Annotated in this window: 21 protein-coding genes, 1 tRNA gene and 2 pseudogenes; 18 read left to right on the top strand and 6 right to left on the bottom strand. The window is 64.9% G+C overall.

What is annotated here, in order from left to right:
* Positions 1–146 precede the first annotated feature (146 nt).
* Positions 147–434, bottom strand: a complete 288-nt coding sequence (gene rpmB / locus AC1DDA_RS22375) for a 50S ribosomal protein L28 (protein WP_441510680.1) — start codon at positions 432–434, stop codon at positions 147–149.
* Between the two features lie 288 nt (positions 435–722).
* On the opposite strand from rpmB, the gene AC1DDA_RS22370 reads away from it, so the two are divergent.
* Positions 723–1,535, top strand: coding sequence for a DUF3108 domain-containing protein (locus tag AC1DDA_RS22370; RefSeq protein ID WP_441510679.1), 813 nt, complete (start codon positions 723–725; stop codon positions 1,533–1,535).
* 8 nt (positions 1,536–1,543) lie between these two features.
* Here the strand turns inward: AC1DDA_RS22370 and AC1DDA_RS22365 are convergent, their stop codons facing one another.
* Together AC1DDA_RS22365 and AC1DDA_RS22360 are read right to left on the bottom strand one after the other, a co-directional pair.
* Positions 1,544–1,876, bottom strand: a complete 333-nt coding sequence (locus AC1DDA_RS22365; RefSeq protein WP_476797443.1) for an NIPSNAP family protein — start codon at positions 1,874–1,876, stop codon at positions 1,544–1,546.
* A 2-nt stretch (positions 1,877–1,878) separates the two neighbouring features.
* The gene (locus tag AC1DDA_RS22360) at positions 1,879–3,063 is read right to left on the bottom strand and encodes a pyridoxal phosphate-dependent aminotransferase (protein ID WP_476797442.1); all 1,185 of its coding nucleotides are present in this window, start codon (positions 3,061–3,063) and stop codon (positions 1,879–1,881) included.
* Positions 3,064–3,348: 285 nt separating this feature from the next.
* Between AC1DDA_RS22360 and AC1DDA_RS22355 the strand changes: the two genes are divergently transcribed.
* The 8 genes and pseudogenes from AC1DDA_RS22355 to denD (AC1DDA_RS22320) all read left to right on the top strand — a co-directional run bounded on the left by AC1DDA_RS22355 (position 3,349) and on the right by denD (AC1DDA_RS22320) (position 10,578).
* A complete protein-coding gene (locus AC1DDA_RS22355; protein WP_476797441.1) occupies positions 3,349–5,181 on the top strand; it encodes an IlvD/Edd family dehydratase in 1,833 nt (610 codons plus the stop codon).
* Positions 5,182–5,424: 243 nt separating this feature from the next.
* Positions 5,425–6,264 (top strand): isocitrate lyase/PEP mutase family protein, encoded by an 840-nt coding sequence (locus tag AC1DDA_RS22350; RefSeq protein ID WP_476797440.1) that lies wholly within the window; start codon positions 5,425–5,427, stop codon positions 6,262–6,264.
* Positions 6,261–6,587, top strand: a complete 327-nt coding sequence (locus AC1DDA_RS22345; protein WP_476797439.1) for a hypothetical protein — start codon at positions 6,261–6,263, stop codon at positions 6,585–6,587. The genes AC1DDA_RS22350 and AC1DDA_RS22345 overlap by 4 nt, the downstream gene beginning before the upstream one ends.
* Positions 6,584–7,240, top strand: a pseudogene (locus AC1DDA_RS22340) (GNAT family N-acetyltransferase); the annotation flags it as partial. The gene AC1DDA_RS22345 and the pseudogene AC1DDA_RS22340, both read left to right, overlap by 4 nt.
* Positions 7,238–7,714 (top strand): GNAT family N-acetyltransferase, encoded by a 477-nt coding sequence (locus AC1DDA_RS22335; protein WP_476797560.1) that lies wholly within the window; start codon positions 7,238–7,240, stop codon positions 7,712–7,714. The pseudogene AC1DDA_RS22340 and the gene AC1DDA_RS22335, both read left to right, overlap by 3 nt.
* A 13-nt stretch (positions 7,715–7,727) precedes the next feature.
* A complete protein-coding gene (locus tag AC1DDA_RS22330) occupies positions 7,728–8,474 on the top strand; it encodes an SDR family oxidoreductase (protein WP_441510673.1) in 747 nt (248 codons plus the stop codon).
* A gap of 92 nt (positions 8,475–8,566) precedes the next feature.
* Complete coding sequence (denD, locus tag AC1DDA_RS22325; protein ID WP_476797438.1) at positions 8,567–9,553, top strand: D-erythronate dehydrogenase; 987 nt, start codon at positions 8,567–8,569, stop codon at positions 9,551–9,553.
* A gap of 41 nt (positions 9,554–9,594) precedes the next feature.
* Complete coding sequence (gene denD / locus AC1DDA_RS22320) at positions 9,595–10,578, top strand: D-erythronate dehydrogenase (protein ID WP_476797437.1); 984 nt, start codon at positions 9,595–9,597, stop codon at positions 10,576–10,578.
* Positions 10,579–10,699: 121 nt separating this feature from the next.
* Here the strand turns inward: denD (AC1DDA_RS22320) and AC1DDA_RS22315 are convergent, their stop codons facing one another.
* The 3 genes and pseudogenes from AC1DDA_RS22315 to rplU all read right to left on the bottom strand — a co-directional run.
* The gene (locus tag AC1DDA_RS22315) at positions 10,700–11,392 is read right to left on the bottom strand and encodes a GNAT family N-acetyltransferase (protein ID WP_476797436.1); all 693 of its coding nucleotides are present in this window, start codon (positions 11,390–11,392) and stop codon (positions 10,700–10,702) included.
* Positions 11,393–11,547: 155 nt separating this feature from the next.
* Entirely contained in the window at positions 11,548–11,814 is a 267-nt protein-coding gene (gene rpmA, locus AC1DDA_RS22310) for a 50S ribosomal protein L27 (RefSeq protein WP_038363769.1), read from the bottom strand.
* Positions 11,815–12,091: 277 nt separating this feature from the next.
* A pseudogene (rplU, locus tag AC1DDA_RS22305) lies at positions 12,092–12,475 on the bottom strand (50S ribosomal protein L21); the annotation flags it as partial.
* A gap of 296 nt (positions 12,476–12,771) precedes the next feature.
* On the opposite strand from rplU, the gene AC1DDA_RS22300 reads away from it, so the two are divergent.
* From AC1DDA_RS22300 to AC1DDA_RS22260, 9 genes are all read left to right on the top strand, one after another.
* A tRNA-Ser gene (locus tag AC1DDA_RS22300) sits at positions 12,772–12,861 on the top strand.
* Positions 12,862–13,835: 974 nt separating this feature from the next.
* Complete coding sequence (locus AC1DDA_RS22295; protein WP_476797435.1) at positions 13,836–15,254, top strand: arylsulfatase B; 1,419 nt, start codon at positions 13,836–13,838, stop codon at positions 15,252–15,254.
* A 144-nt stretch (positions 15,255–15,398) separates the two neighbouring features.
* Positions 15,399–16,457 carry an AraC family transcriptional regulator gene (locus AC1DDA_RS22290; protein WP_476797434.1) on the top strand — a complete coding sequence of 353 codons (1,059 nt, stop codon included), beginning with the start codon at positions 15,399–15,401 and terminating at the stop codon, positions 16,455–16,457.
* A 389-nt stretch (positions 16,458–16,846) separates the two neighbouring features.
* Positions 16,847–17,263, top strand: coding sequence for a RidA family protein (locus tag AC1DDA_RS22285; protein WP_441510667.1), 417 nt, complete (start codon positions 16,847–16,849; stop codon positions 17,261–17,263).
* On the top strand, positions 17,260–18,429 hold the full coding sequence (locus tag AC1DDA_RS22280) for a pyridoxal phosphate-dependent aminotransferase (protein ID WP_476797433.1): 1,170 nt from the start codon (positions 17,260–17,262) through the stop codon (positions 18,427–18,429). Before AC1DDA_RS22285 ends, AC1DDA_RS22280 begins: the two co-directional genes overlap by 4 nt.
* A gap of 55 nt (positions 18,430–18,484) precedes the next feature.
* Positions 18,485–19,264, top strand: coding sequence for an ABC transporter ATP-binding protein (locus AC1DDA_RS22275; protein ID WP_441510665.1), 780 nt, complete (start codon positions 18,485–18,487; stop codon positions 19,262–19,264).
* Positions 19,261–19,989, top strand: coding sequence for an ABC transporter ATP-binding protein (locus AC1DDA_RS22270; protein WP_476779978.1), 729 nt, complete (start codon positions 19,261–19,263; stop codon positions 19,987–19,989). Before AC1DDA_RS22275 ends, AC1DDA_RS22270 begins: the two co-directional genes overlap by 4 nt.
* Positions 19,986–20,888 carry a branched-chain amino acid ABC transporter permease gene (locus AC1DDA_RS22265; protein WP_476797432.1) on the top strand — a complete coding sequence of 301 codons (903 nt, stop codon included), beginning with the start codon at positions 19,986–19,988 and terminating at the stop codon, positions 20,886–20,888. Before AC1DDA_RS22270 ends, AC1DDA_RS22265 begins: the two co-directional genes overlap by 4 nt.
* Positions 20,889–20,952: 64 nt before the next feature.
* Positions 20,953–21,437: ABC transporter permease subunit (locus tag AC1DDA_RS22260; protein ID WP_476797431.1), on the top strand; the 485-nt coding region annotated here is incomplete at its 3' end.

Here is a 21,437-nt window from a genome sequence, read left to right as displayed (position 1 = left end):
ATCTCATGACCAGTGGAACAGGAGCCTCTTCCCACCCGAGATTCGCGGGTCTCCGCGTCGCTGCGCCCGAGAATGACGGCTGGTGTGGCCCAAACGAAAAAAGCGGCCTTTCGGCCGCTTCGTTCAACCCCGAAAGGGAAGCCCGCTCAGTTGGCGATAAGCTTCTTCTCAAGGTCGCGCTTCAGGGTGAGCGCGCCGACCGAGAGGTCGCCGGCCGCAGCCTTGAGCAGGAAGGCGTCGAGGCCGCCGCGATGCTCGACCGAACGCAGGGCGTTGGCCGAAATGCGCAGGCGCACCGAACGGCCGAGCGCGTCCGACTGCAGCGTGACGTTCACGAGGTTCGGGCGGAAGACGGTCTTCGTCTTGCGGTTCGAGTGGCTGACGAGGTGGCCGGTCTGGGTGGCTTTCCCGGTCAGTTCGCAACGGCGGGCCATGGCAATCGTTCCTTACATCCCCAGGTCGCTCAAACAAAAAAACCGACACGCGACGTGCCGGCGAGCACCGGAAGTCAAATTGAAGTCGTGGTTCCATAGCCAAGCTGGCAGGCCCCGTCAAGGAAAACTCCCGCGGCCTGTTCACATCGCCTTCAGCGTTAACGAGGTGTAAAGATCGGCATCGGATGCTTCGCCCGGCCGTCGCTTCGCTGCGATGGGAAACCGGTCACGATTCGGACCGATTCAGAGTGCATGTCGCGCAGGATCGCGCCGTTCCGGAGGCAATGGATGAAATCCGCCGTCGCATCGTCCCTCGCAGCGCTGGTTCTCGCAGCCTGTCTGGCCGAGATCGCCGAGGCGGCCTCGCTCGATGCGCGCTACGACGTCTCCCTTCTCGGCATCACGTTGGGCACCGCGAGCCTCTCAGGCGGTATCGACGGATCGAGCTACAAGCTCGACATGGCCGCGAAGCTGACGGGAATCGTCGGCGGCGTGACCGGCGGCCGCGGCTCCGGCGCGGCGACCGGGGCACTGGTGGGCGGCAAGCTCGCGCCCAGGACCTTCGCCGTCAGCTCCGCCAATTCAAGCGAGAGCCGCACCGTGCGCATGGCACTCGCGGATAACAGCGTCGCGGGCATCGATATCGAGCCGCCGATCGACGACAAGCCCGACCGCGTGCCGGTCACCGAGGGGCACAAGCGCAACATCGTCGACCCGCTCAGCGCTTTCCTCATGCCGGTCAACGGCAAGGGCAGGGACGGCGCCTGCAACCGCACGCTGCCGATCTTCGACGGCGCGGCGCGCTACGACATCAAGCTCAGCAGCGCCGGGACCCGCAACGTCAAACTCGATGGCTATAGCGGTCCGGTTTCGATCTGCCAGGCGCGCTATGTGCCGATTTCGGGCCACCGGGCGCTCCGGCCCAGCACCAAGTTCATGACCGAGAACAGAGATATCACAGCCTGGCTGGCGCCGGTCGCCGGCACCGATGTGATGGTGCCGGTGCGCATCTCCGTGAAGACGATGATCGGAACGGCGGTGATCGAGGCCTCGAGCTTCAAGGTCGATCCCGGCGTCACCGCGAGCGCAGCGCGGAACTGAGGGGGCTCTCAGGGCGCGCGCTTTACGCCCTGATCATCCTCGAAGACCGGCCGGAAGAATGACCGCTCGTAGCTGATGATGAAGCGGTCCTTTTCGTTCATCGCGAAGGCGGCCTGACATTCGGGATCGTCGAAGGAGCGCTTGCGGTAATCCTCATAGGCCGCCAGTGTGGGAAAGCTGAACAAGGCGAGCGCCACGTTGGACACGCCCTCCGACGGCATGAAATAGCCGTGGTGCTTGCCGCCGAATTTCTCGACCAGCCGGATCCAGAGCTTGCTGTAAGCCTCGAAGGCCGGGAGCTGATGGGGATCGATGATATAGCGCAGATAACAGGTTACCATGTTCAGGCTCCATGCCGGCTCTCGAGGAAAGCGCCCATCCGCTTGAGCGCCTTCTCGATGTTCTCCAGCGAGTTGGCGTAGGAGAGACGGATGTAGCCTTCGCCATGGACGCCGAAATCGGGTCCCCCGATTGTGGCGACGCCGGCTTCCTCCAGCAGGGCCGAGGCGAGCTTCTTCGCCTTCCAGCCGGTCTTGGTGATGTTGGGGAAGGCATAGAAGGCGCCTTTCGGCACGGCGCAGGAGACGCCCGGCAGGTCATTCAGCCCCTTCACCACCGCTTTACGGCGCCGATCGAACTCGGCGACCATCGTGTGGACGGCGTCCTGTGGGCCGGTGAGCGCCGCCAGCCCTGCCCATTGCGCGGGGGCGTTGACGCAGGAATGCGAGTTCACCGCAAGCTTGCGGGCGTTGTCGAGCAGCGGCTTCGGCCAGACCGAGTAGCCCAGGCGCCAGCCCGTCATCGCATAGGTCTTGGACCAGCCATTGAGCAGGATGAGGCGGTCGCGGATCTCGGGATAGCTGAGAAGACAGACATGCTTCTCGCCGTCATAGACCATCTGGTCGTAGATCTCGTCCGACATCACCGCGACGTCCGGGAAATCAGCCAGCCCCGCGACGAGCTTGTCGATCTCGCTCTTCGGCGTCACGCCGCCGGTCGGATTGGCCGGCGAGTTGATGATGAGGAGCCGGGTCTTCGGCGTGATCAGCGCGAGCGTCTCCTCGGCGGAGAAAGCAAAGCCGTTCTCCTCGCGGACCGGCACCGGGATCGGCGTCGCGCCGGTATATTCGATCATCGAGCGATAGATCGGGAAGCCGGGGTCCGGATAAAGGATTTCGGCGCCGGGCTCGCCGAACATCAGGATCGCCATGAACATGGTGACCTTGCCCCCCGGCACGATCATCACGCTCTCGGGCGAGACCTCGACCGCGAAGCGCTTGTGCAGGTCGGCGGCGACGGCCTCGCGCAGCGGCAGGATGCCGTTCGCCGGGGTGTAGCCATGATGGCCGTCGCGCAGTGCCTTCACCGCGGCCTCGACGATGTGCTCGGGCGTGGCGAAGTCCGGCTGGCCGATGCCGAGATTGATGATGTCCTTGCCCTGCCGCTGCAGCTCGGTCGCGCGCGCCAGCACGGCGAAGGCGTTCTCCTCGCCGATGCGGGCGAAGGATGGGACGACGTGAAGGGACATGGCGCGTTTCCTCGGCGGCGCTTTTCGGACGGGCAGATTGGCCGGTTCTGTCAGGGCGTGCCTTCTGACCCGCCTTTTCTTGGCGCCAAACCGGCAGGGCTGGCAAGCGTGTGCCGCACACCACACGTTGTTGCATACTGCATACAGCATGAATAATTAGTATGACTATCAAGCAGAATGGCCCTTGCCGAGCTACCGGCGATAGGCATGATGGCTTGTCTCAAATCGTTTGAATGAGAGATCGGCAAACGGCCGTCAGCGCCGTGCCGCGCGAGAGGAAACGAGATGGCCAAGGCACCTGGCAAGACCCCCGGCAAGAAGCCGGTTCGGCGCATCAAGCCCGAGCAGCTGCGCTCCAAGGCGTGGTTCGACAATCCCGCGAATGCGGATATGACCGCGCTCTATATCGAGCGCACCATGAATTTCGGCCTGTCGCGCGACGAGTTGCAGTCCGGCCGGCCGATCATCGGCATCGCCCAGACCGGTTCCGACATCGCCCCGTGCAATCGCCACCATATCGAATTGGCGCACCGCGTCCGCGACGGCATCCGCGAGATGGGCGGCGTGCCCTTCGAGTTCCCGATCCACCCGATCCAGGAAACCTGCAAGCGGCCGACCGCCTCGCTCGACCGCAACCTGCAATATCTCAGCCTCGTCGAGATCCTCTACGGCTACCCGCTCGACGGCGTGGTGCTGACGACGGGCTGCGACAAGACGACCCCGGCGCAGATCATGGCGGCGGCGACGGTCGACATCCCAGCGATCGCACTGCCGGGCGGGCCGATGCTGAACGGCTCATTCCACGGCGAGCGGACCGGTTCCGGCACGATCGTCTGGAAGGCGCGCCAGATGATGGCGGCGGGCGAGATCGACTATAAGGGCTTCGTCGAACTCGTCGCCTCCTCGGCGCCGTCGGCCGGCCACTGCAACACCATGGGCACGGCTTCGACGATGAACTCGCTGGCGGAAGCGATGGGCATGACGCTGCCCGGCGCCGCCGCGATCCCCGCGCCCTATCGCGACCGCTACGAGATGGCCTATCTGACGGGCAAGCGCATCGTCGAAATGGTCTGGGAAAACCTGATCCCCTCGAAGATCCTGACGCGCGAGGCCTTCGAGAACACCATCGTCATCAATTCGGCGATCGGCGGCTCGACCAATGCGCCTGTTCACGTCAACGCCATCGCCAAGCATATCGGCGTCGAACTCGACAACGAGGATTGGACCAAGATCGGCTACGAGATCCCGCTGCTGGTCAACCTGCAGCCGGCCGGCGAGTATCTCGGCGAGGATTACTATCGCGCCGGCGGCCTGCCTGCCGTGATCGCGGAGCTGGTGGAGAAGGGCAAGCTGAAGCCCGCCATCACCGCCAACGGCCACACCCTGGAAGAGAACTGCAAGGGCGCCTTCTCCATCGCCCGAGAGGTCATCAAGAGCTATGACGAGCCGATGAAGGCCCAGTCCGGCTTCCTCAACCTCTCCGGCAATCTCTTCGATTCTGCGATCATGAAGACCAGCGTGATCACCCCGGAATTCCGCAAGCGCTATCTGGAGAACCCAAAGGATCCGATGGCCTTCGAGGGCCGCGCCATCGTCTTCGACGGGCCGGAGGACTACCACCACCGTATCGACGACCCGGCGCTCGCCATCGACGAGCATTGCATCCTATTCATCCGCGGCGTGGGTCCGATCGGATATCCCGGCGCGGCCGAGGTGGTGAACATGCGGCCGCCGGATTACCTGATCAAGAAGGGCGTCACCGCGCTCGCTTGCGTCGGCGACGGGCGCCAGTCCGGCACCTCCGGCTCGCCCTCGATCCTCAACGCCTCGCCGGAGGCGGCGACCGGCGGCGGCCTCGCGCTGCTGAAGACTGGCGACAAGGTCCGTATCGACCTCAAGAAACGCAGCGCCAACATCCTGATCTCGGATGAGGAACTGGCCGAGCGCAAGGCGGCGTTCAAGGCGTCGGGCGGCTACAAATATCCGAAGAGCCAGACGCCCTGGCAGGAGATCCAGCGCAAGATCGTCGGCGAGCTCTCCGAGGGCATGGTCCTCAAGCCGGCCGTCAAGTACCAGAAGATCCACAAGAAGTTCGGTATCCCGCGCGACAACCACTGAGCGCGGCGCTTCCCTGGCGCGTCATGCTCGGGCCTGTCCCGCGCATCTCGTGCCGAAGAATGCGCCTCTTCCGGCGAGAGATTCTCGGGTCGGCCCTTCGTGCCGCCCGAGAATGACGGCTGCGGCGGCATTCGCCATGCGCAACGGCGCCCGTCCGCCGATGCGCGGCTTCGGGGCTGACAAATGCGTGCGCGCTGGACACTATGCGACCCTCGCACCGGTCTCCATTTGAAACGATTTAAAATGGCACATAGCCCGCAAGTCGAAGCCTTCCGCAAGCTGCACGAGGCTGGGTGCTTCGTGATGCCCAATCCCTGGGATCTCGGTTCGGCGCGCTGGCTGCGCGGACAGGGCTTCAAGGCGCTGGCGACGACGAGCGCCGGCTTCGCTTTCACGCAGGCGCGTGCCGACCAAGACGTACCGCGGGACATGATGCTCGCCCACATCGCCGAGATGGTGAAGGCGGTGCCGGATCTGCCGGTCAATGCCGATTTCGAGAACGGCTATGCCGATACGCCGGACGGCGTCGCCGCCAACGTCAAGCTCTGCGTCGCGACCGGCGTCGCGGGCCTTTCGATCGAGGATGCGACCGGGCGCACGGATGATCCTCTTTATGCCTTCGAGCTTGCGGTCGAGCGGGTCAAGGCCGCGCGCAAGGCGATCGACGACACCGGCTCCGGCGTGGTGCTGACGGCCCGCGCCGAATGCTTCCTGACCGGCCATTCCGAGCCGCTGAAGGAAGCCGCGCGCCGGATCGAGGCCTATGCGGCGGCTGGTGCAGATGTGCTCTATGCCCCCGGGCCGAAGACCGCGGCCGATCTCGCCACCATCGTCTCCGCGGCCGGGGGAAAGCCGGTGAACGCGCTGGTCTATGGCGATTTCGGGCTCTCTGTCGCGGATATCGCGGCGGTTGGCGCGCGGCGCATCTCGATCGGCGCCGCCTTGGCAAGGGCAGCCTGGGCCGCCTTCATCGAGGCGACGCGGCTGATCGCGGAGGAAGGGAGCTTCAAGGGCTTTGCCGGTAACGGCGCTTCGGGGCCGCTCAATCCGTTTTTCACCAAGGATCTCGGGGAGCGCTCATGAGCGGCACGCTCCTGATCGCGCCGGAATGGCTCGGGCGTAGCGGGCTCTGGCAGGTCGACGGCAAGGGCAAGCGCAGGGCCGTTGATGCCGAGGATCTCGGCCTGTCCGAGGCGATCGGAGATCGGCTCGAAGCCTGGATGGATGCGTTCGACGCGATCTATGACGAGGATGATCCGGTAGCGTCCGACTTCGCCGATCAGGTCGAGCGCATGGCCTGGGAGGCCGAGGGGCATGCGCTCGCCCATGCCATTGCGGAAGAGCTCGGCTCGGGCTGGAGCGTTCAGCAGGATTTCACGAGCTGGCGGGGGAAGGGACTGTCATGACACTCGACTGGAAGGCGCCGCCATTTCCGCCGGCCAAGGTTCTGGACGGGCAATATTGCCGGCTCGAGCCGCTCGATGTCAGCCGCCATCTCGATGACATCTGGGCTGCCAATGCCGGGCATGACAGCGTCTGGGACTGGTTGCCCGCCACCCCGCCGAAGAGCAAGGACGAGTACCGCGCCTTGCTGGATTCGATGGTGGCGAAGGCGGGCATCGTCCCGCTCGCCGTGATCGACAAGGCCGACGGCAAGGCCAAGGGCCATCTTTGGATCATGGAGATCCGGCCCGAGCATGGGGTGTTCGAGGTCGGCTGGATCACTTATTCCCCGGCGCTGCAGCGCACGCGGACGGCGACGGAAGCCATCTATCTCGTCGGCGACTACGGCTTCTCGCTCGGCTATCGCCGCTACGAATGGAAGTGCAATAACCGCAACGAGCCCTCCAAGCGCGCCGCCCTGCGCTTCGGCTTCCAGCATGAGGGGCTGTTCCGCCAGCACATGGTGGTGAAGGGCGAGAACCGCGACACCGCCTGGTTCTCGATCCTCGATAGCGAGTGGCCGGTGCGCGCTCAGGCCTTCCGTCGCTGGCTGGCGCCGGAGAATTTCGACGGACAGGGCAACCAGAAGCGCTCGCTCGGCGCCTTCAACCAGATCGCCGCACAGGCGGGGGCTGCCGCACTGCGCCGTGCGGGCTATGCCGACATTCCGGCCATCCTCGCCCTCAAGAACGCGGCCTATACTCCAAACGAGAGCATCATCGGCGTTCCCTCGCTGCCGCGCATCGCCGATTACCGGCAGGTCGTCTCCGAGCATGAGGTCTGGCTGGTGGATGGCGAGAATGGACTCGAGGCCGCCATCGTTCTCGATATCGAGCCGGAGGACTTCACGGTCTGGAGCATCGCGGTCACGCCGGAGGCCGGTGGCCGCAAGCTGGGCGCAGCGCTGATGGCCTTCGCTGACGAACGGGCGCGGGCGCTCGGCTACGGCTCCGTCCACCTCTACACCCACGCCGAACTGGCCCAGCGCATCGGCTGGTACGAGCGCCTCGGCTTCGCCATCACGCATCATGAGGACATGGCCGACCGGCGGCTGACCCATATGCGCAAGACTTTTGTAAAAGCCGGCTAAAGAGGAAACGAGTATGGCAGGACGTTTGAAGGGCAAGGTCGCGGTTGTCACCGCCGCGGGGCAGGGGATCGGCCGGGCCATTGCCGAGGCTTTCGTGGCCGAGGGAGCCACAGTCTGGGCGACCGACAAGGATGTCGGCCTGCTCGAAGGCATCCCAAAGGCGAAGAAGCGCAAGCTCGACGTGCTCTCGACCAAGGCGGTCAACGCCTTCGCCGAGAAGGTCGGCCCGATCGACGTTCTCGTGAACGCCGCCGGCTTCGTCCATCACGGCACGGTGCTGAATACCGACGACAAGGCCTGGGACTTCTCCTTCGACCTCAACGTCAAGGCGATGCACCGGACGATCCAAGCGTTCCTGCCGGGCATGCTGGAGAAGCACAACGGCTCGATCATCAACATTGCCTCGGGCGCCGGCTCGGTGCGCGGCATCCCCAATCGCTACGCCTATGGCGCGACCAAGGCGGCGGTGATCGGCCTGACCAAGGCCGTCGCAGCCGACTACATCAAGAAGGGCGTCCGCGCCAACGCGATCTGCCCGGGCACGATCCAGTCGCCCTCGCTCGACCAGCGCATCAAGGACCTCGCTGCTTCCACCGGGACGACCGAGGCCGCCGCCCGGCAGGCTTTCATCGATCGCCAGCCGATGGCCCGCCTCGGCACGGCCGAGGAGATCGCCTGGCTCGCGGTTTATCTCGCCGCCGACGAGTCGAGCTACACCACCGGCCAGATCCATCTGGCGGATGGCGGCTTCGCGCTCTGAGCGCGACTGCGGATGGCGGGCGGTCTTCCGTCCGCCATCGTTCAAGGGCGCGACAAGAAGCGCCCCGGCGCGAGAACGGGTAGAGAGCGCCCATGCATGTTCTGATCACGGGGGCGGCCGGCATGGTCGGCCGGAAACTGGCGGAACGTCTGGCGCGCGAGGGAAGCTGCGCCGGCAAGGAAATTGGCAAACTCACCCTCACCGATGTCGCGCCCGCCTCCCTGCCGCCCGATCTCGCGAGCCGGGCGACGATCCGCGTCGAGGATTCGGGCGACGCGGCTGTGGCGAAGGAACTCGCCGCACTCCGTCCGGACCTGATCTTCCACCTTGCCGCGATCATCTCCGGCGAGGCCGAGCGCGATTTCGACAAGGGCTACCGCGTCAATCTCGACGGCATGCGCAATCTGCTGGAAGCGATCCGGCACGAGGGCGGCGCGGCTTACGTGCCGAAGCTCGTCTTCACCAGCTCGAGCGGCATCTTCGGCGCGCCGTTCCCCTCCGTAATCTCCGATGAGTTCCATGTCACGCCGCTGACCAGCTACGGCACGCAGAAGGCCATCGGGGAATTGCTGCTGGCCGACTACACGCGGCGCGGCTTCGTCGAGGGGGTCGGCATCCGCTTCCCCTCGATCGTGGTCCGGCCGGGCAAGCCGAACGCCTCGGCTGGCGGCTTCTTCTCAGGTATCATCCGCGAGCCATTGCAGGGGCAGGAGGCGCTGCTACCGGTCGGCGACGAAGTGCTCTTCACCCATGCCAGCCCGCGCGCGGCCGTCGGCTTCCTGATCCATGCTTCCGCGCTCTCGCGCGAGCAACTCGGCCCGCGCGTCAACCTGACCATGCCGGGCGTTTGCGTTACGGTCGGCGAGCAGATCGAGGCGCTCAGGCGCGTTGCCGGCGACCGGGCGGTCAAGCTGATCAGGCGCGCGCCCGATCCTGCCTCTTCCGCCATCGTCGCCGGCTGGCCGACGCGGTTCGACGCCAAGCGCGCGCTGGCGCTGGGCTTCAAGGCTGAACGCGATTTCGACGAGATCATCCGCGTCCATATCGAGGACGATCTCGACGGCCATCTTCCGAACTGACCGACGCTAACCAATCAGACCCAACCTTCAGGACAGATTCGATGCATATTCTCGTTCTTGGCGGCGCCGGCATGGTCGGACGCAAGTTCATCGAGCGGCTGGCGCGCGACGGCGCGCTCGGCGGCAAGCCGGTGACCCGCGTGACCGCGCAGGACGTCGTCGTCGCCTCACCCCCGCCGGCCGCTCCCTTCGATTTCGAGGCGGTGATCTCCGATCTTTCGATCGAGGGCGAGGCGGAGAGCCTGATCGCGACGCGGCCCGAATTGATCGTCCATCTCGCGGCCATCGTCTCCGGCGAGGCCGAAGCCGATTTCGACAAGGGCTACCGGATCAATCTCGACGGTACGCGCCATCTCTTCGAGGCGATCCGCAAGGCCGGCGGCGGCTACAAGCCGCGCTTGGTCTTCACCTCCTCGATCGCGGTGTTCGGTGCGCCGTTCCACGACAAGATCGAGGACGAGTTCTTCACTACGCCGCTGACCAGCTACGGCACGCAGAAAGCGATCGGCGAGCTCCTGCTCAGCGACTATTCGCGGCGCGGCTTCTTCGATGGCGTCGGCATCCGCTTGCCGACGATCTGCGTGCGCCCCGGCAAGCCCAACAAGGCAGCCTCGGGCTTCTTCTCCAACATCATCCGCGAGCCGCTGAACGGTGAGGAGGCGGTGCTGCCGGTTTCCGATCAGGTGCGCCACTGGCATGCCTCGCCGCGTTCGGCGGTCGGCTTCCTCATCCATGCCGCGACGATGGACACGGCTGCGATCGGCCCGCGCCGGGTGCTGACGATGCCGGGCTATTCCTGCACGGTTGCCGAGCAGATCGAGGCGCTGCGCAAGGTCGCCGGCGACAATGTCGTAGCCCGGATCAAGCGCGTGCCCGATCCGGTGATCAATGGGATCGTTGCGGGCTGGCCGCGCGATTTCAATCCGCAGCGTTCGCTGGCGCTCGGCTTCAAAAGCGAGTCGAGCTTCGAGGAGATCATCCGCGTGCATATCGAAGACGAATTGCACGGCACTTTCGTCAAGTAGCGCGACGTCGCGCCACCGTCATGGTCGGGCTTGTCCCGACCATCCACCTCTTCTTTGCTCCAGGGCTGCGTTCAAGACGTGGATGCTCGCCACAAGGGCGAGCATGACGGCTGCGTGGTCTTCAGGCCGGGCAAGGCTCGGCCTGTTCCTGCTGGCGGCGCGGGGGCATGCCGAGCGTCGGCGCGTGCGCCGGCTCCTCGCCAGTTTCCCGCTCGGGCGCATGCGCCCAGCCGCTGGCGCCCCAGCTCTTGAGCGCCGCCCAGGTCGAGCGGTCGAGCCGGAACTGCTCGCAGGGGAACAGCCCGCCGCGCGCCGGCAGCGACTTCAGGAACGAGCCTTCAGGCCGGAAGCCGGACTTCTCCAGCACTCGCCGCGAGGCCGGGTTGATGACGCGGGTATCGGCCTCGATCGCCGGCACGTCGACCAGCGAGAACAAGGTGTCGATCAGCGCCTGCACCGCTTCGGTGGCGTAGCCCTTGCTCCAGTGCGGCGTGCCGAGCCAGTAGCCGATGAAAGGCACGCCCGAAGCCTGCTTGTGCGCACCGATCATGCCGATGACCTCGTTCGGCTTCGAACGCGGCGTGATCGCCAGCACCAGATGCTCGCCAAGCGCATTGCCCTTGCGCATGGCGAAGATGAAGGGCTCGACCGCCTCGGGCGGGTAGGGGTGTGGGATCGACGCCGTCATCTCCGCCACCGCTTTCTCGCCGGCCTGGCGAAGGATGGCATTGGCATCGGCCATGCGGGGCCAACGCAGCCAGAGACGCCGGGTCTCGAGCCGGAAGACATCGTCGCGGGTCAGTTCGGGGAACATTGTGTCTCTCCGTCGGCGCAAACGAAAAAAGGGAGCTGGGACTTTGGTCCCATCTCCCCTTCGCTGACCTTCGGGAGACCCTCTTCGGGCCATTTACCCCTTGATCCGTTCGGTTCGATGGAACCGGCGGATCGAGAGATTTCCCTATCCGCCTTTTACTCTGCGGCCTCTTGGGCCGGGACTACGTTCACGAAAGCTCGGCCGAGTTTCGTCGTGAATCGGACGCGGCCATTCGTCGTCGCAAAGAGGGTATGGTCTTTGCCCATGCCGACATTGGCGCCGGCATGCCACTTCGTGCCGCGCTGACGAATAATGATGTTGCCGGCAACGACGGCCTGATCGCCGAAGCGCTTCACGCCGAGTCGCTTGCTCTCTGAATCGCGGCCGTTACGCGACGAGCCGCCTGCCTTTTTGTGAGCCATAACGCCCTACCTCAAAACTTGTCGTGTCTCTCTAACCCGAAACGGCGGCGAAAGCCACCCGTCTCGGATACGAAATGCCGGAGCACCATTCTGTCAGGAGCGACAGGCCGAGGCCGAAGCCTGGGCAAATGATGATCCGGCGCGAATGTTGACGCCGGGAAACCCGACCTCAGGCCTCGGACGCCTCGTCCTTGGCCTTCTTGGCAGGGGCCTTCTTGGCCGCAGCCTTCTTCGGCGCGTCGCCTTCCTCGCCGACCTCGGCCTTGGCGGCCTTCGGAGCAGCCTTCGCCTTGGCGGCAGCCGGCTCGGCGGCGGAGACATCGCCCTTCTTCATCTCCGGCTGCTTGCCGCCGGTGAGGATGTCGGTGATGCGGATGACGGTCAGCTCGGCGCGGAAGCCGCGCTTGCGCTTCGAGTTCTGGCGGCGGCGCTTCTTGAAGGCGATGACCTTCTCGCCACGGGCCTGCTCGACGATCTCACCGGCGACGGTGATCTCGGAAAGGGCCTTGGTGTCGAGCGTGGTCTTCTCACCTTCGGTGAGCATCAGCACGGAGCCGAAGGCGACGGTGTCGCCCGGGTTGCCCTCGATCTTGGCAACGGTGATCTTGTCGTTGGCGGCGACGCGGAACTGCTTCCCGCCGGTCTTGATGACTGCGAACATTTTGTCCTCCATGTTCGGCCCCGTCCTGTCATGGCCTCCGGAAAGGACGCGCATGCGGGACGGCTTTTTGGCAGTCGGTTGCGTGGTCTGGTTTGCTCTTGCCGGCTTGCGACGCATCACGCAGGCCAAAAGAGATCAGGCGCGGGTTTCCCCACGCCGGACGGTGCTCGATAGTCGGGCTCGTGCGTGAGGTCAAGCAAAAGCGGCGGGGAAGAGTGGATTTCTCCTGGCGGAGAGGCTTGCCCCCTGGCGATGGCTTGTGTAGTAACCGCCTCGCTTCGACCGAAGGCGACCGCGGACAGGTGGCAGAGTGGTTGAATGCACCGCACTCGAAATGCGGCATACCTGCAAGGGTATCGGGGGTTCAAATCCCTCCCTGTCCGCCATCATCCCGCCAAGGGATTGATTTTCCAGAGAGACTAAGCAAATCAAGAGCTTGGCCGTCGGAGGGGTGCGCGCAGGTGGCGCGCTATGTCGCGCCTCTGAAAGCATACCAAGACCGGCATCTATCGATTCCGCGAGCGTGTCCCGGACTATCTGGAAATTCGTCGGCAGCTGGGCCGAGAAGTCGCCGCCCACGGTGGGGTGATGGGATGTGGCCCAGGCCGCCGCCTGTGGCGCATGGCAGCCAGCACAGTGCTGCGATCCGAACCTGCTCGGGCGCGCGGGCGGCCGTGATGGTGGGTAGCCCTGACTTCACTGGGCCGTCGTGGAGAAGGCGAACACCACCAACGCGAACCAGGGCGCCAGGAAGCGCAACTCTTTGAACTCCGGGAGCCGTGAGGCGCGTCATCTGCCCTGATCGGTAGCTGTCCGTGCCGCGTCGTCACGGCGTCGCGCGAAGATGCGTGCCTGGATTTGGCGCGAAATGGCAAGTCGAGCGCGCGGCCGGCAGCTAGGAGTGAGCGCTGATATTCGCATCGTCCGCGTTCTCCGATGACATCACGCAATTCATTCCCTGCGCTCGGGGCTTCTCTTCTGGCTGCAACTCCCTCCCTTCCTCCGCTTCTCGGTCGACTGGCGCAGCCCGCCGCCAGGCGCAGGGCTCACCATTGCGCGGTTCGTCATACGCGGCGGCGGACGGTCTATCATCCCCCCACGATGGTGTTAGCCTGCGATTCGGCCCGCTCCGGCAGTACGCCTCCGGTCCTGGGGCTGCGTGGTGGCCGCCGTCACCAACGGTACCGTTATCACCCTGGCGGCGGTCAACCGCATATCCAAGGCCCCTTCGTCCGAACTCTGCAGGTTCTGGTGACGGTCGACTATCGCAACGACAATTTCATCTTCGACGCGCTGCAGCAGGGTTCCGTGCTCAGCGGCAACGCGCGCTTTTGCCCGCAAGTTGATGGGAGACCACAATATGTTCCCCTCCGTTCGTTCCGCCTGCTTCACCCTGGCGTTGCTGGCCCCTGCCGCGGCGATGGCGCAATCGGCGCCGAAGCCCAACATCCTCTATATCGTCGCCGACGATCTCGGCTGGAACGACGTCGGCTTCCGCAGCAAGGACCTCGCCACGCCGACGATCGATAAGCTTGCCAGCGACGGCGCGGTGCTCGACCAGTTCTACGTCCAGCCCATGTGCACGCCGACACGCGCGGCGCTGATGACCGGCCGCTATCCGATGCGCTACGGCTTGCAGAGCTTCGTCATCCTGCCCGAGCAGAATTTCGGCATCCCGCTCGACGAAAAGCTGCTGCCGCAGATCCTCAAGGAAGCCGGCTATGACACCGCCATCATCGGAAAATGGCATCTTGGCCATGGCGACACCAAGCTGTGGCCGAAGCAGCGCGGCTTCGACTACCAATACGGCGCCATGATCGGCGAGATCGACTACTTCACGCACAAGGTCCACGGCGTCACCGACTGGTACCGCAACAACAAGAAGCTCGAGGAGCCCGGCTACGTCACCACGCTGCTCGGCAAGGACGCGGTGCGCTATATCGAGAAGCGCGACGCCAAGAAGCCGATGTTCATGTATCTGGCCTTCACCGCGCCGCACACTCCGTTCCAGGCGCCGCAGCAGTATGTCGACCGCTTCAAGTCGATCTCGGACCCGAACCGGCGCACCTATGCGGCGATGATCGCCGCGATGGACGACCAGATCGCCGCCGTGCTCGACGCGCTCAAGAAGAAGGGCATGCGCGAGAACACGCTGGTGATCTTCCACAGCGACAATGGCGGAGTGAAATCGGCTGCCTTTGCCGGGCAGATCGAGACCAAGGGCGATCTGCCCGCCAATAACGGCCCGTTCCGCGAGGGCAAGGGCTCACTCTACGAGGGAGGAACCCGCGCGGCGGCGTTGGTGAACTGGCCGGGGCACGTCAAACCTGGCAAGGTCGACCAGCCTCTCCACGTCGTCGACATGCTGCCGACGCTCGCGAAGCAGGCCGGCGCGGCCGTCACCGGCACCCAGCCGCTCGACGGCAGCGACGTGTGGCAGACCATCAGTCAGGGCGCCCCGTCGCCCCGGAAGGAGATTGTCTACAATATCGAGATGTTTCGGGGCGCAGTCCGCCAGGGAGACTGGAAGCTGTCCTGGCGCGCAACCCTCCCGGCCAAGCTGGAACTCTACGACGTCGCGAAGGATCCCGGCGAGTCAAAGAACCTCGCCGCCGAGAACCCGGCAATGGTTGCAGCGTTGCAGAAGCGCATCGACGACCTCGCCAAGGAGATGAAACCGTCACTGTTCTTTCAGGCGACTTTCAAATCCTATCTCGGCCGCCATGCACCGGCGCCCGTATTCCCCAACGATGATGCCTTCTTTTCTCAAGGAGATTAGCTGAGACGCTCAACTGCGATTCACATGATTAGCGCGTGAATTTCATTTGCGTCAGCAGAGTGATTCGTCATGATGGCGGCGACTGCCTTAGCGTAAGGTTTTGGGGCAGGCCCAAATGCGACGACATGGGCAGGGGGGAGCAATATGTCACGCGCTGCGGCCCGTGCCGCCCTGCTCCACATGCTGCCGACCTATCTCACGTCAGCCGGCGTGAACCCTGACGGCATCTTCCGTCAGGTCGGCATGAGCCTGGATGACGTAACCTCGGCGAAAGTGGTTGCGCGATCACAGGTCAATCATGCCCTGGCGCTCTCTGCGCGTTGCCTGGGGGTCGCAGAGATCGGGCTATCTCTCGGCCAGGCTGCCGACCCAGCCAAGCTTGGAGCGATCGGCCAGGCGATGGAACGTGGCGCGACGCCCGAGGCCTGCCTTCAGAACCAGATCAATTTGATGCCCACGATGCAATCGCACGTCTCCATCGCGCTGCTGAAGCGGGACGACGAGATCATCTGGAGCCATCGTCTCGACGGCGACGACGAGTCGGCCTGGCTGCTTCACGAAGGAGCGGCGGCGTTCAATGTCGGTATGCTTCGCTATCTGATAGGCGAGGGCTGGGCGCCCCGGCACGTCAGCTTCCCGCATGCCTGCAAGGGGCGCCGAGCGCGCTACGAAGATCATTTCCAGGCGCCGGTCAGCTTCGGGAACCAGGGCGAAACGCTCATTCACATGAAGCGGGCCGCTCTCTCTACGCCGCTGCACACGAAAGGCTCGATGCTTGGTCGGGCGTCCGCTCCGACAACTCAGGAGCCGATCGGCACCTTCCGGCCGGGCGTGGATGACATCGAGCTCGCGATCGGGCGGATGATCGATGCGTCTCTCGCGCATCGGCCAATGACGTTGCAGATAGCTGCCCGCATCCTGGGGCTGTCGCCGCGCACATTGCAACGCAGACTGGACGATCGCGGAGCACCTTTCGAGAAAATCCTCGACGATCGGCGCCATAAACTCGCGACAACATGGCTCAAGGACAGCCGCACAGGCGTGACGGAACTCGCGATGATGCTCGGCTATTCGGACGCGTCGCATTTCACCCGGGCGTTCCAGCGCTGGGAAGGACAGTCTCCGATGGATTATCGTCGAAGCGGTGCAGCGGACGCTGGCCCAAGCGGGGCACAATATCGTCGTCTGGTGGGTTCGAATTGAACGCGCACGATCGGTCGCCGAATTCGGGCAGCCCATTGCGCATATGAGCAACGGTGCGACGGTTTCCATCGCGGCGTCCCTTGTCCCGGTCTGTTCCAAGAGACTCAGCGCATCACGTTGACGAGCCGCCGAAGGGTGGACGTCGAGCCTTGCCCTTATCGTTCTCGGAGCGCGCAGTCCGTCCAGGACCACGCCATTCGCCAAGGTGCGCCGCGTCCCGTCCCGCTCGATCGGCTCTGCCGCTTGACGCCTTTGGTCGCGGTGCGTGCCGGGCCGGCCGCCTGACATTCCGCTTCCGTAAACGGCGCGCTCCCCCCCGTTGCATGTCGTTCCGGATATGCTAAAAGCGGAATCGATTATTTGATCAAACGAGCACTCACAGGAAGCCCATGAGCCGGCGAGCGATCTACTCGGGTTCGAAATTTGAGGAGCTGGCCGGCTATTCGCGCGCGCTCGTCGACGGGGATTGGATCTTCGTGTCGGGAACGGCTGGCTATGACCCGGTGAGCGGAGCTTTTCCGGCTTCGGCAGAGGATCAGGCGCGCCGTGCCCTGCAGACCATCGCGGACGCGTTGGCGCAGGCCGATGCGACCCTCGCCGATATCGTGTCAGTGCGCGTCTACCTCGCCGAGCGCGGCGATGTTCTCGCCGTTTCCAAGGTCCTCGGTGAGCAGTTTGTCGATCCGCGGCCGACCAATACGACGATCCTCTGCGGTTTTCCGGTGGAGGAGATCAAGGTCGAGATCGAAGCGGTTGCGCGGCGGACACAGGCGAGCGCCATCGCATCCAAGGAGGCCGGACGATGAAGCGAGTGGCTCAGCGGATTTCGGGAACGCCGAAGAAATCCTTCGGCATGTACCAGAAGGCAGCGGCGCTGCGCGGTGCAGGCCATGATCTGATTCATCTGGAGCTGGGGCGGCCGGCAGCGGACACGCCGGAGCACATCAAACGGGCCACGATCGACGCCTTGCTTGCCGGTGACGTCCACTACAGCGACTTGCCGGGAACGGCACGGTTGCGGAATGTCCTCGCGGAGAAGCTGCGGGCGCGAAACGGCATTGCAGCCGAGCCCGAGACCGTTCTCGTCACGAACGGGCTGACCCATGCTGCCTTCGCCGTCTTCATGGCGCTGCTCGACCAGGACGACGAGGTCATCCTGATCGACCCGCACTATCCCCAGCATATCGGCAAGATTGAGCTTGCCGGAGCCAAGCCGGTCTTCGCCGCGCTCGACCCGGCCGATGATTTCAGGCTCGTGCCGGAGCGTATCGAATGCCGGATCACGAGCCGGACACGCATGATCGTGCTCGTCAATCCGGTAAACCCGACGGGGCGGGTGTTCACGCGGGCGGAGCTCGAAGGGCTCGCGGAACTCGCGCGCCGGCACGACCTGCTGGTCTTCGCCGATGAGGTGTATGAGGACATCGTCTATGACGAGGGCGAACATGTCAGCATCGCTTCGCTTCCCGGCATGGCCGAGCGGACCTTCTCGGCCTTCGCCTTCACCAAGTCCTTCGCGATGGATGGCTGGCGCATCGGCTATCTCGCCGCACCGGCCTGGGCCATGGCGGGACTACTCAAGATCACGGCGAACGATGTCACGCATGTGAACACGTTCATCCAGGCCGGCGCCCATGCGGCCATCACCGGACCGGGCGATGTTCTCGCCGCGCTGGTCGAGGAGGATCGCCGCAAGCGCGATTTCGTGGTGCAGCGGCTGAACCAAATGCCGGGTGTGCGATGCGCCCTGCCGCAAGGCGCCATCTATGCGTTTCCCGACATCTCGGGCACCGGCCTGCCATCCCAGCTTCTCGCCGATATGATCCTCGAGCAGGCACATGTCGTCGTCGAGGCGGGCAGTTTCTATGGTGCGGCGGGCGAAGGGCATCTGCGCATCTGCTTCGGCTCGGAAGGCTTTGCGAGGCTGGAAGAGGGCATGGATCGCCTGAGCAGCTTCTTCAATCGGCTGTGATCCCGGCGATGACTGCCAGAAAGCGACCTTTCAGCATTCGGGGCGGCGTGACGAGATGAGCGACGTCATCCTTGCAATCCGCGGCCTCTCCCGCAGCTTCGGCGCCTTGCGCGCCGTCGACGACGTCACCTTCTCCATTGCGAATGGCGGCATCACCGGGCTCATCGGCCCGAATGGCGCCGGAAAAAGCACGCTCTTCGGCTTGATCGCTGGCGAGGTCAGACCGAGCTCGGGAGAAATCACCTTTGCCGGCCGGCCGATCACGGGTTTTCGACCGGATCGGATATTCCGCGAGGGGTTGGCCCGCACCTTCCAGATTCCGCGCCCGTTCCCGCAGATGACGGTGCTCGAAAACGTCATGCTGGCCCCCGTCGCGCAGGCCGGGGAGCGCTTCTGGAACAACTGGTTTCGGCCGTCGCTCGTCCGCGAGGAGGAGCGACGCTGCCGCGAGCGCGCCATGGAGGTGCTCGGCTTCACAGGGCTGGCCGCCAAGGCGCAGGATCCCGCGGGCGTGCTTTCGGGCGGTCAGCAGAAGCTGCTCGAACTTGCGCGGGTGATGATGGTGGAGCCGCGGCTCATCCTGCTCGACGAGCCGGCGGCCGGCGTCAATCCGGCGCTGCTGGAGACGCTGATCGAGAAGATCGTGGCACTGAACGAGAGGGGCATCGGCTTCCTCATCGTCGAGCACAACATGGACATGGTGATGCGGATCTGCGGATCGATCATCGTCATGGCGCAAGGGCAGCTGATCTTTTCCGGCAGGCCGCAGGACGTCGTCCGCGAACAGCGTGTGGTCGATGCCTATCTGGGCGATGTGACGGAGCTGGCGCTATGAGCGGGCCGCTTCTCGTCACCCGCAACCTGCGCGCCAGCTATCGCCGCGGCCTGCCGATCGTCCACGACATTTCGGTCGATGTCGCCGCCGGCGAGCTCGTCACCCTCGTCGGTCCCAACGGCGCCGGAAAGTCGACCTTCATGAAGGCGCTCGCCGGGCTAGTGATGATCGAAGGGGGGGCCGTCCATCTGGACGATCATGACATCACCGGACGATCGACCCACGCGATCATCGCGGCCGGTGTCGGCTTCGTACCTCAGACCGGCAATGTCTTCGCCACGCTTTCGATCGAAGACAATCTGATCGCGGGCGGGCACATCCTTCCCAAGGCACTGCTGCGTGAGCGGCTCGCGCGCGCCTTCGAGCGGTTCCCCGCGCTCGCCAGCCACCGGCGTTCGGCTGCCAACGTCCTGTCGGGCGGTCAACGCCAGATGCTGGCGGTGGCCCGCGCCCTGATGACCGAGCCCCGGCTGATCATGCTGGACGAGCCGACGGCGGGTCTTGCGCCGAAGATCGTCCAGGAGGTTCTGGCCGATCTGCGCGCGCTGGCGGATAGCGGCGTCGCCGTGCTGATGGTCGAACAGAATGCGAAAGCGGCGCTGCGCGTCTCCGACAGGGGCTACGTCCTTGTCGAGGGGCGCAACCACATGGCCGGCACTGCGCGCGAGCTGCTCGATGACGCCGCCATCGCCGAAGCCTTTCTCGGATCCCGGAGAACGCCATGATCGGCCAGGCGATTGCGGACGGCCTTCTGACAGGCGGCATTCTGGCGCTCGGCGCGATCGGCTATTCGCTCAGCGCGCAAATCCTCAAATTCGCGAACTTCGCCCATGCCGAGATGCTGACGGTCGGCGCCTATCTCGCGCTGGCGCTGGTGAGCCTGATGGGAGCGGCGGAGCCGATTGGCCCCCTGTCCTTCGGCCTGCCGCTGATCGCCGCGACGGTGCTCGCGGGCATCGGGACCGGGCTGATCGCGATCGCGATCGACAGGCTCGTCTTCAGCCGGCTGCGTTCACGGCGGGCCGCGGCTCTCACGCTGGTCTTCGCCAGCTTCGGCGTCGCGCTGATGCTGCGCAATCTGGTCCTGCTGCTATGGGGGCCGGACGCGCATTACTACGGCCAGGAGCTTCAGATCGCGGTCGAGATCCTGCCGGACGTCCGTCTGATGCCGGATCATGTCTTCGTGCTGGCCCTAACCTTCATCCTCGTGCTCTCGCTGCATCTCTTCCTGCAGTCGAGCCGCGTCGGCATCGCCATGCGCGCGATGGCGGACAGCCCGGCGCTGTCGCAGGCTTGCGGCATCGATACGGCGAGCGTCATTCGCTGGACCTGGCTATTGGCCGGCATGCTGGCGGCTTGCGCCGGCGTCTTCGCCGGACTCACCGTCCAGATCCGGCCGGAGCTCGGCTTCAACATGCTGCTCGCCGTTTTGACGGCGGCTGTGCTCGGCGGGTCCGGCAGCCTTTTCGGCGCCGTCGTCGGCGGGCTCATCGTCGGGCTGGCCGAGAGCCTCTCCGTCCTGGTCATTCCCGCAAGCTTCAAGCCGGCGGTGCCCTTCCTGCTGCTCCTGCTCGTGCTCTATATCCGGCCGCAGGGGCTCTTCGCCAAGTCGACGCGCGCGTGAGGGCGGAATGATCGGTCTGTTATCCTATCTCGTCTTTTTCACCAGCGTCGCGCTGATCTTCGCGGTGGTCGTGCTGGGTCTCAATTTGCAGTGGGGTTCCACCGGCCTCTTCAACGCCGGTATCGTCGGCTTCTATGCGATCGGCGCCTATGCCTTCGCGATCCTCACCGCGCCGCCTCGCCCTGAGCTCATCGGCAACTTCGGGCTCCCCTGGCTGGTGGGGCTGGCAGGGGCGATGGCCGCTTCGGCCTTCGCCGCGCTGATCATCGGCCTCGCCACGCTGAAGCTGCGCGACGACTATCTCGCGATCGCGACCTTCGGCATTGCCTCGACGATCCAGCTCCTCGCCCTGAACGCCGAGCCGCTGACCGGCGGCGCGATGGGCATCGCATCGATCCCCGGGTCTGACTCAGTTTCGCTGCAGGTTGGGGCTGTTCTGACGCTGGTTTCCAGAAGGAATCAGCATGATGAAGCAGCGATTTCGGCCAGCCAACCTGGTTCCTTCAGGATTGATGGTCGACGAGATCGCGATCGAAGGAGATCGTGTTG

Source organism: Allobosea sp. 10N428 (assembly GCF_056394545.1).
The sequence above is the reverse complement of the archived record's forward strand: the minus strand, read 5'-3'. Positions and strand labels throughout refer to the sequence as shown.

Bases quoted from the DNA above. Each gene is read 5' to 3' on its own strand.
- denD (WP_476797438.1), top strand. From the start codon at position 8,567: ATGCATGTTCTGATCACGGGGGCGGCCGGCATGGTCGGCCGGAAACTG.
- AC1DDA_RS22270 (WP_476779978.1), top strand. From the start codon at position 19,261: ATGAGCGGGCCGCTTCTCGTCACCCGCAACCTGCGCGCCAGCTATCGC.
- AC1DDA_RS22315 (WP_476797436.1), bottom strand. From the start codon at position 11,392: ATGTTCCCCGAACTGACCCGCGACGATGTCTTCCGGCTCGAGACCCGG.
- AC1DDA_RS22330 (WP_441510673.1), top strand. From the start codon at position 7,728: ATGGCAGGACGTTTGAAGGGCAAGGTCGCGGTTGTCACCGCCGCGGGG.
- AC1DDA_RS22350 (WP_476797440.1), top strand. From the start codon at position 5,425: ATGGCACATAGCCCGCAAGTCGAAGCCTTCCGCAAGCTGCACGAGGCT.
- AC1DDA_RS22285 (WP_441510667.1), top strand. From the start codon at position 16,847: ATGAGCCGGCGAGCGATCTACTCGGGTTCGAAATTTGAGGAGCTGGCC.
- AC1DDA_RS22345 (WP_476797439.1), top strand. From the start codon at position 6,261: ATGAGCGGCACGCTCCTGATCGCGCCGGAATGGCTCGGGCGTAGCGGG.
- AC1DDA_RS22280 (WP_476797433.1), top strand. From the start codon at position 17,260: ATGAAGCGAGTGGCTCAGCGGATTTCGGGAACGCCGAAGAAATCCTTC.
- AC1DDA_RS22265 (WP_476797432.1), top strand. From the start codon at position 19,986: ATGATCGGCCAGGCGATTGCGGACGGCCTTCTGACAGGCGGCATTCTG.
- AC1DDA_RS22295 (WP_476797435.1), top strand. From the start codon at position 13,836: ATGTTCCCCTCCGTTCGTTCCGCCTGCTTCACCCTGGCGTTGCTGGCC.
- AC1DDA_RS22360 (WP_476797442.1), bottom strand. From the start codon at position 3,063: ATGTCCCTTCACGTCGTCCCATCCTTCGCCCGCATCGGCGAGGAGAAC.
- denD (WP_476797437.1), top strand. From the start codon at position 9,595: ATGCATATTCTCGTTCTTGGCGGCGCCGGCATGGTCGGACGCAAGTTC.
- AC1DDA_RS22355 (WP_476797441.1), top strand. From the start codon at position 3,349: ATGGCCAAGGCACCTGGCAAGACCCCCGGCAAGAAGCCGGTTCGGCGC.
- AC1DDA_RS22370 (WP_441510679.1), top strand. From the start codon at position 723: ATGAAATCCGCCGTCGCATCGTCCCTCGCAGCGCTGGTTCTCGCAGCC.
- AC1DDA_RS22275 (WP_441510665.1), top strand. From the start codon at position 18,485: ATGAGCGACGTCATCCTTGCAATCCGCGGCCTCTCCCGCAGCTTCGGC.
- AC1DDA_RS22365 (WP_476797443.1), bottom strand. From the start codon at position 1,876: ATGGTAACCTGTTATCTGCGCTATATCATCGATCCCCATCAGCTCCCG.
- rpmB (WP_441510680.1), bottom strand. From the start codon at position 434: ATGGCCCGCCGTTGCGAACTGACCGGGAAAGCCACCCAGACCGGCCAC.
- rpmA (WP_038363769.1), bottom strand. From the start codon at position 11,814: ATGGCTCACAAAAAGGCAGGCGGCTCGTCGCGTAACGGCCGCGATTCA.
- AC1DDA_RS22290 (WP_476797434.1), top strand. From the start codon at position 15,399: ATGTCACGCGCTGCGGCCCGTGCCGCCCTGCTCCACATGCTGCCGACC.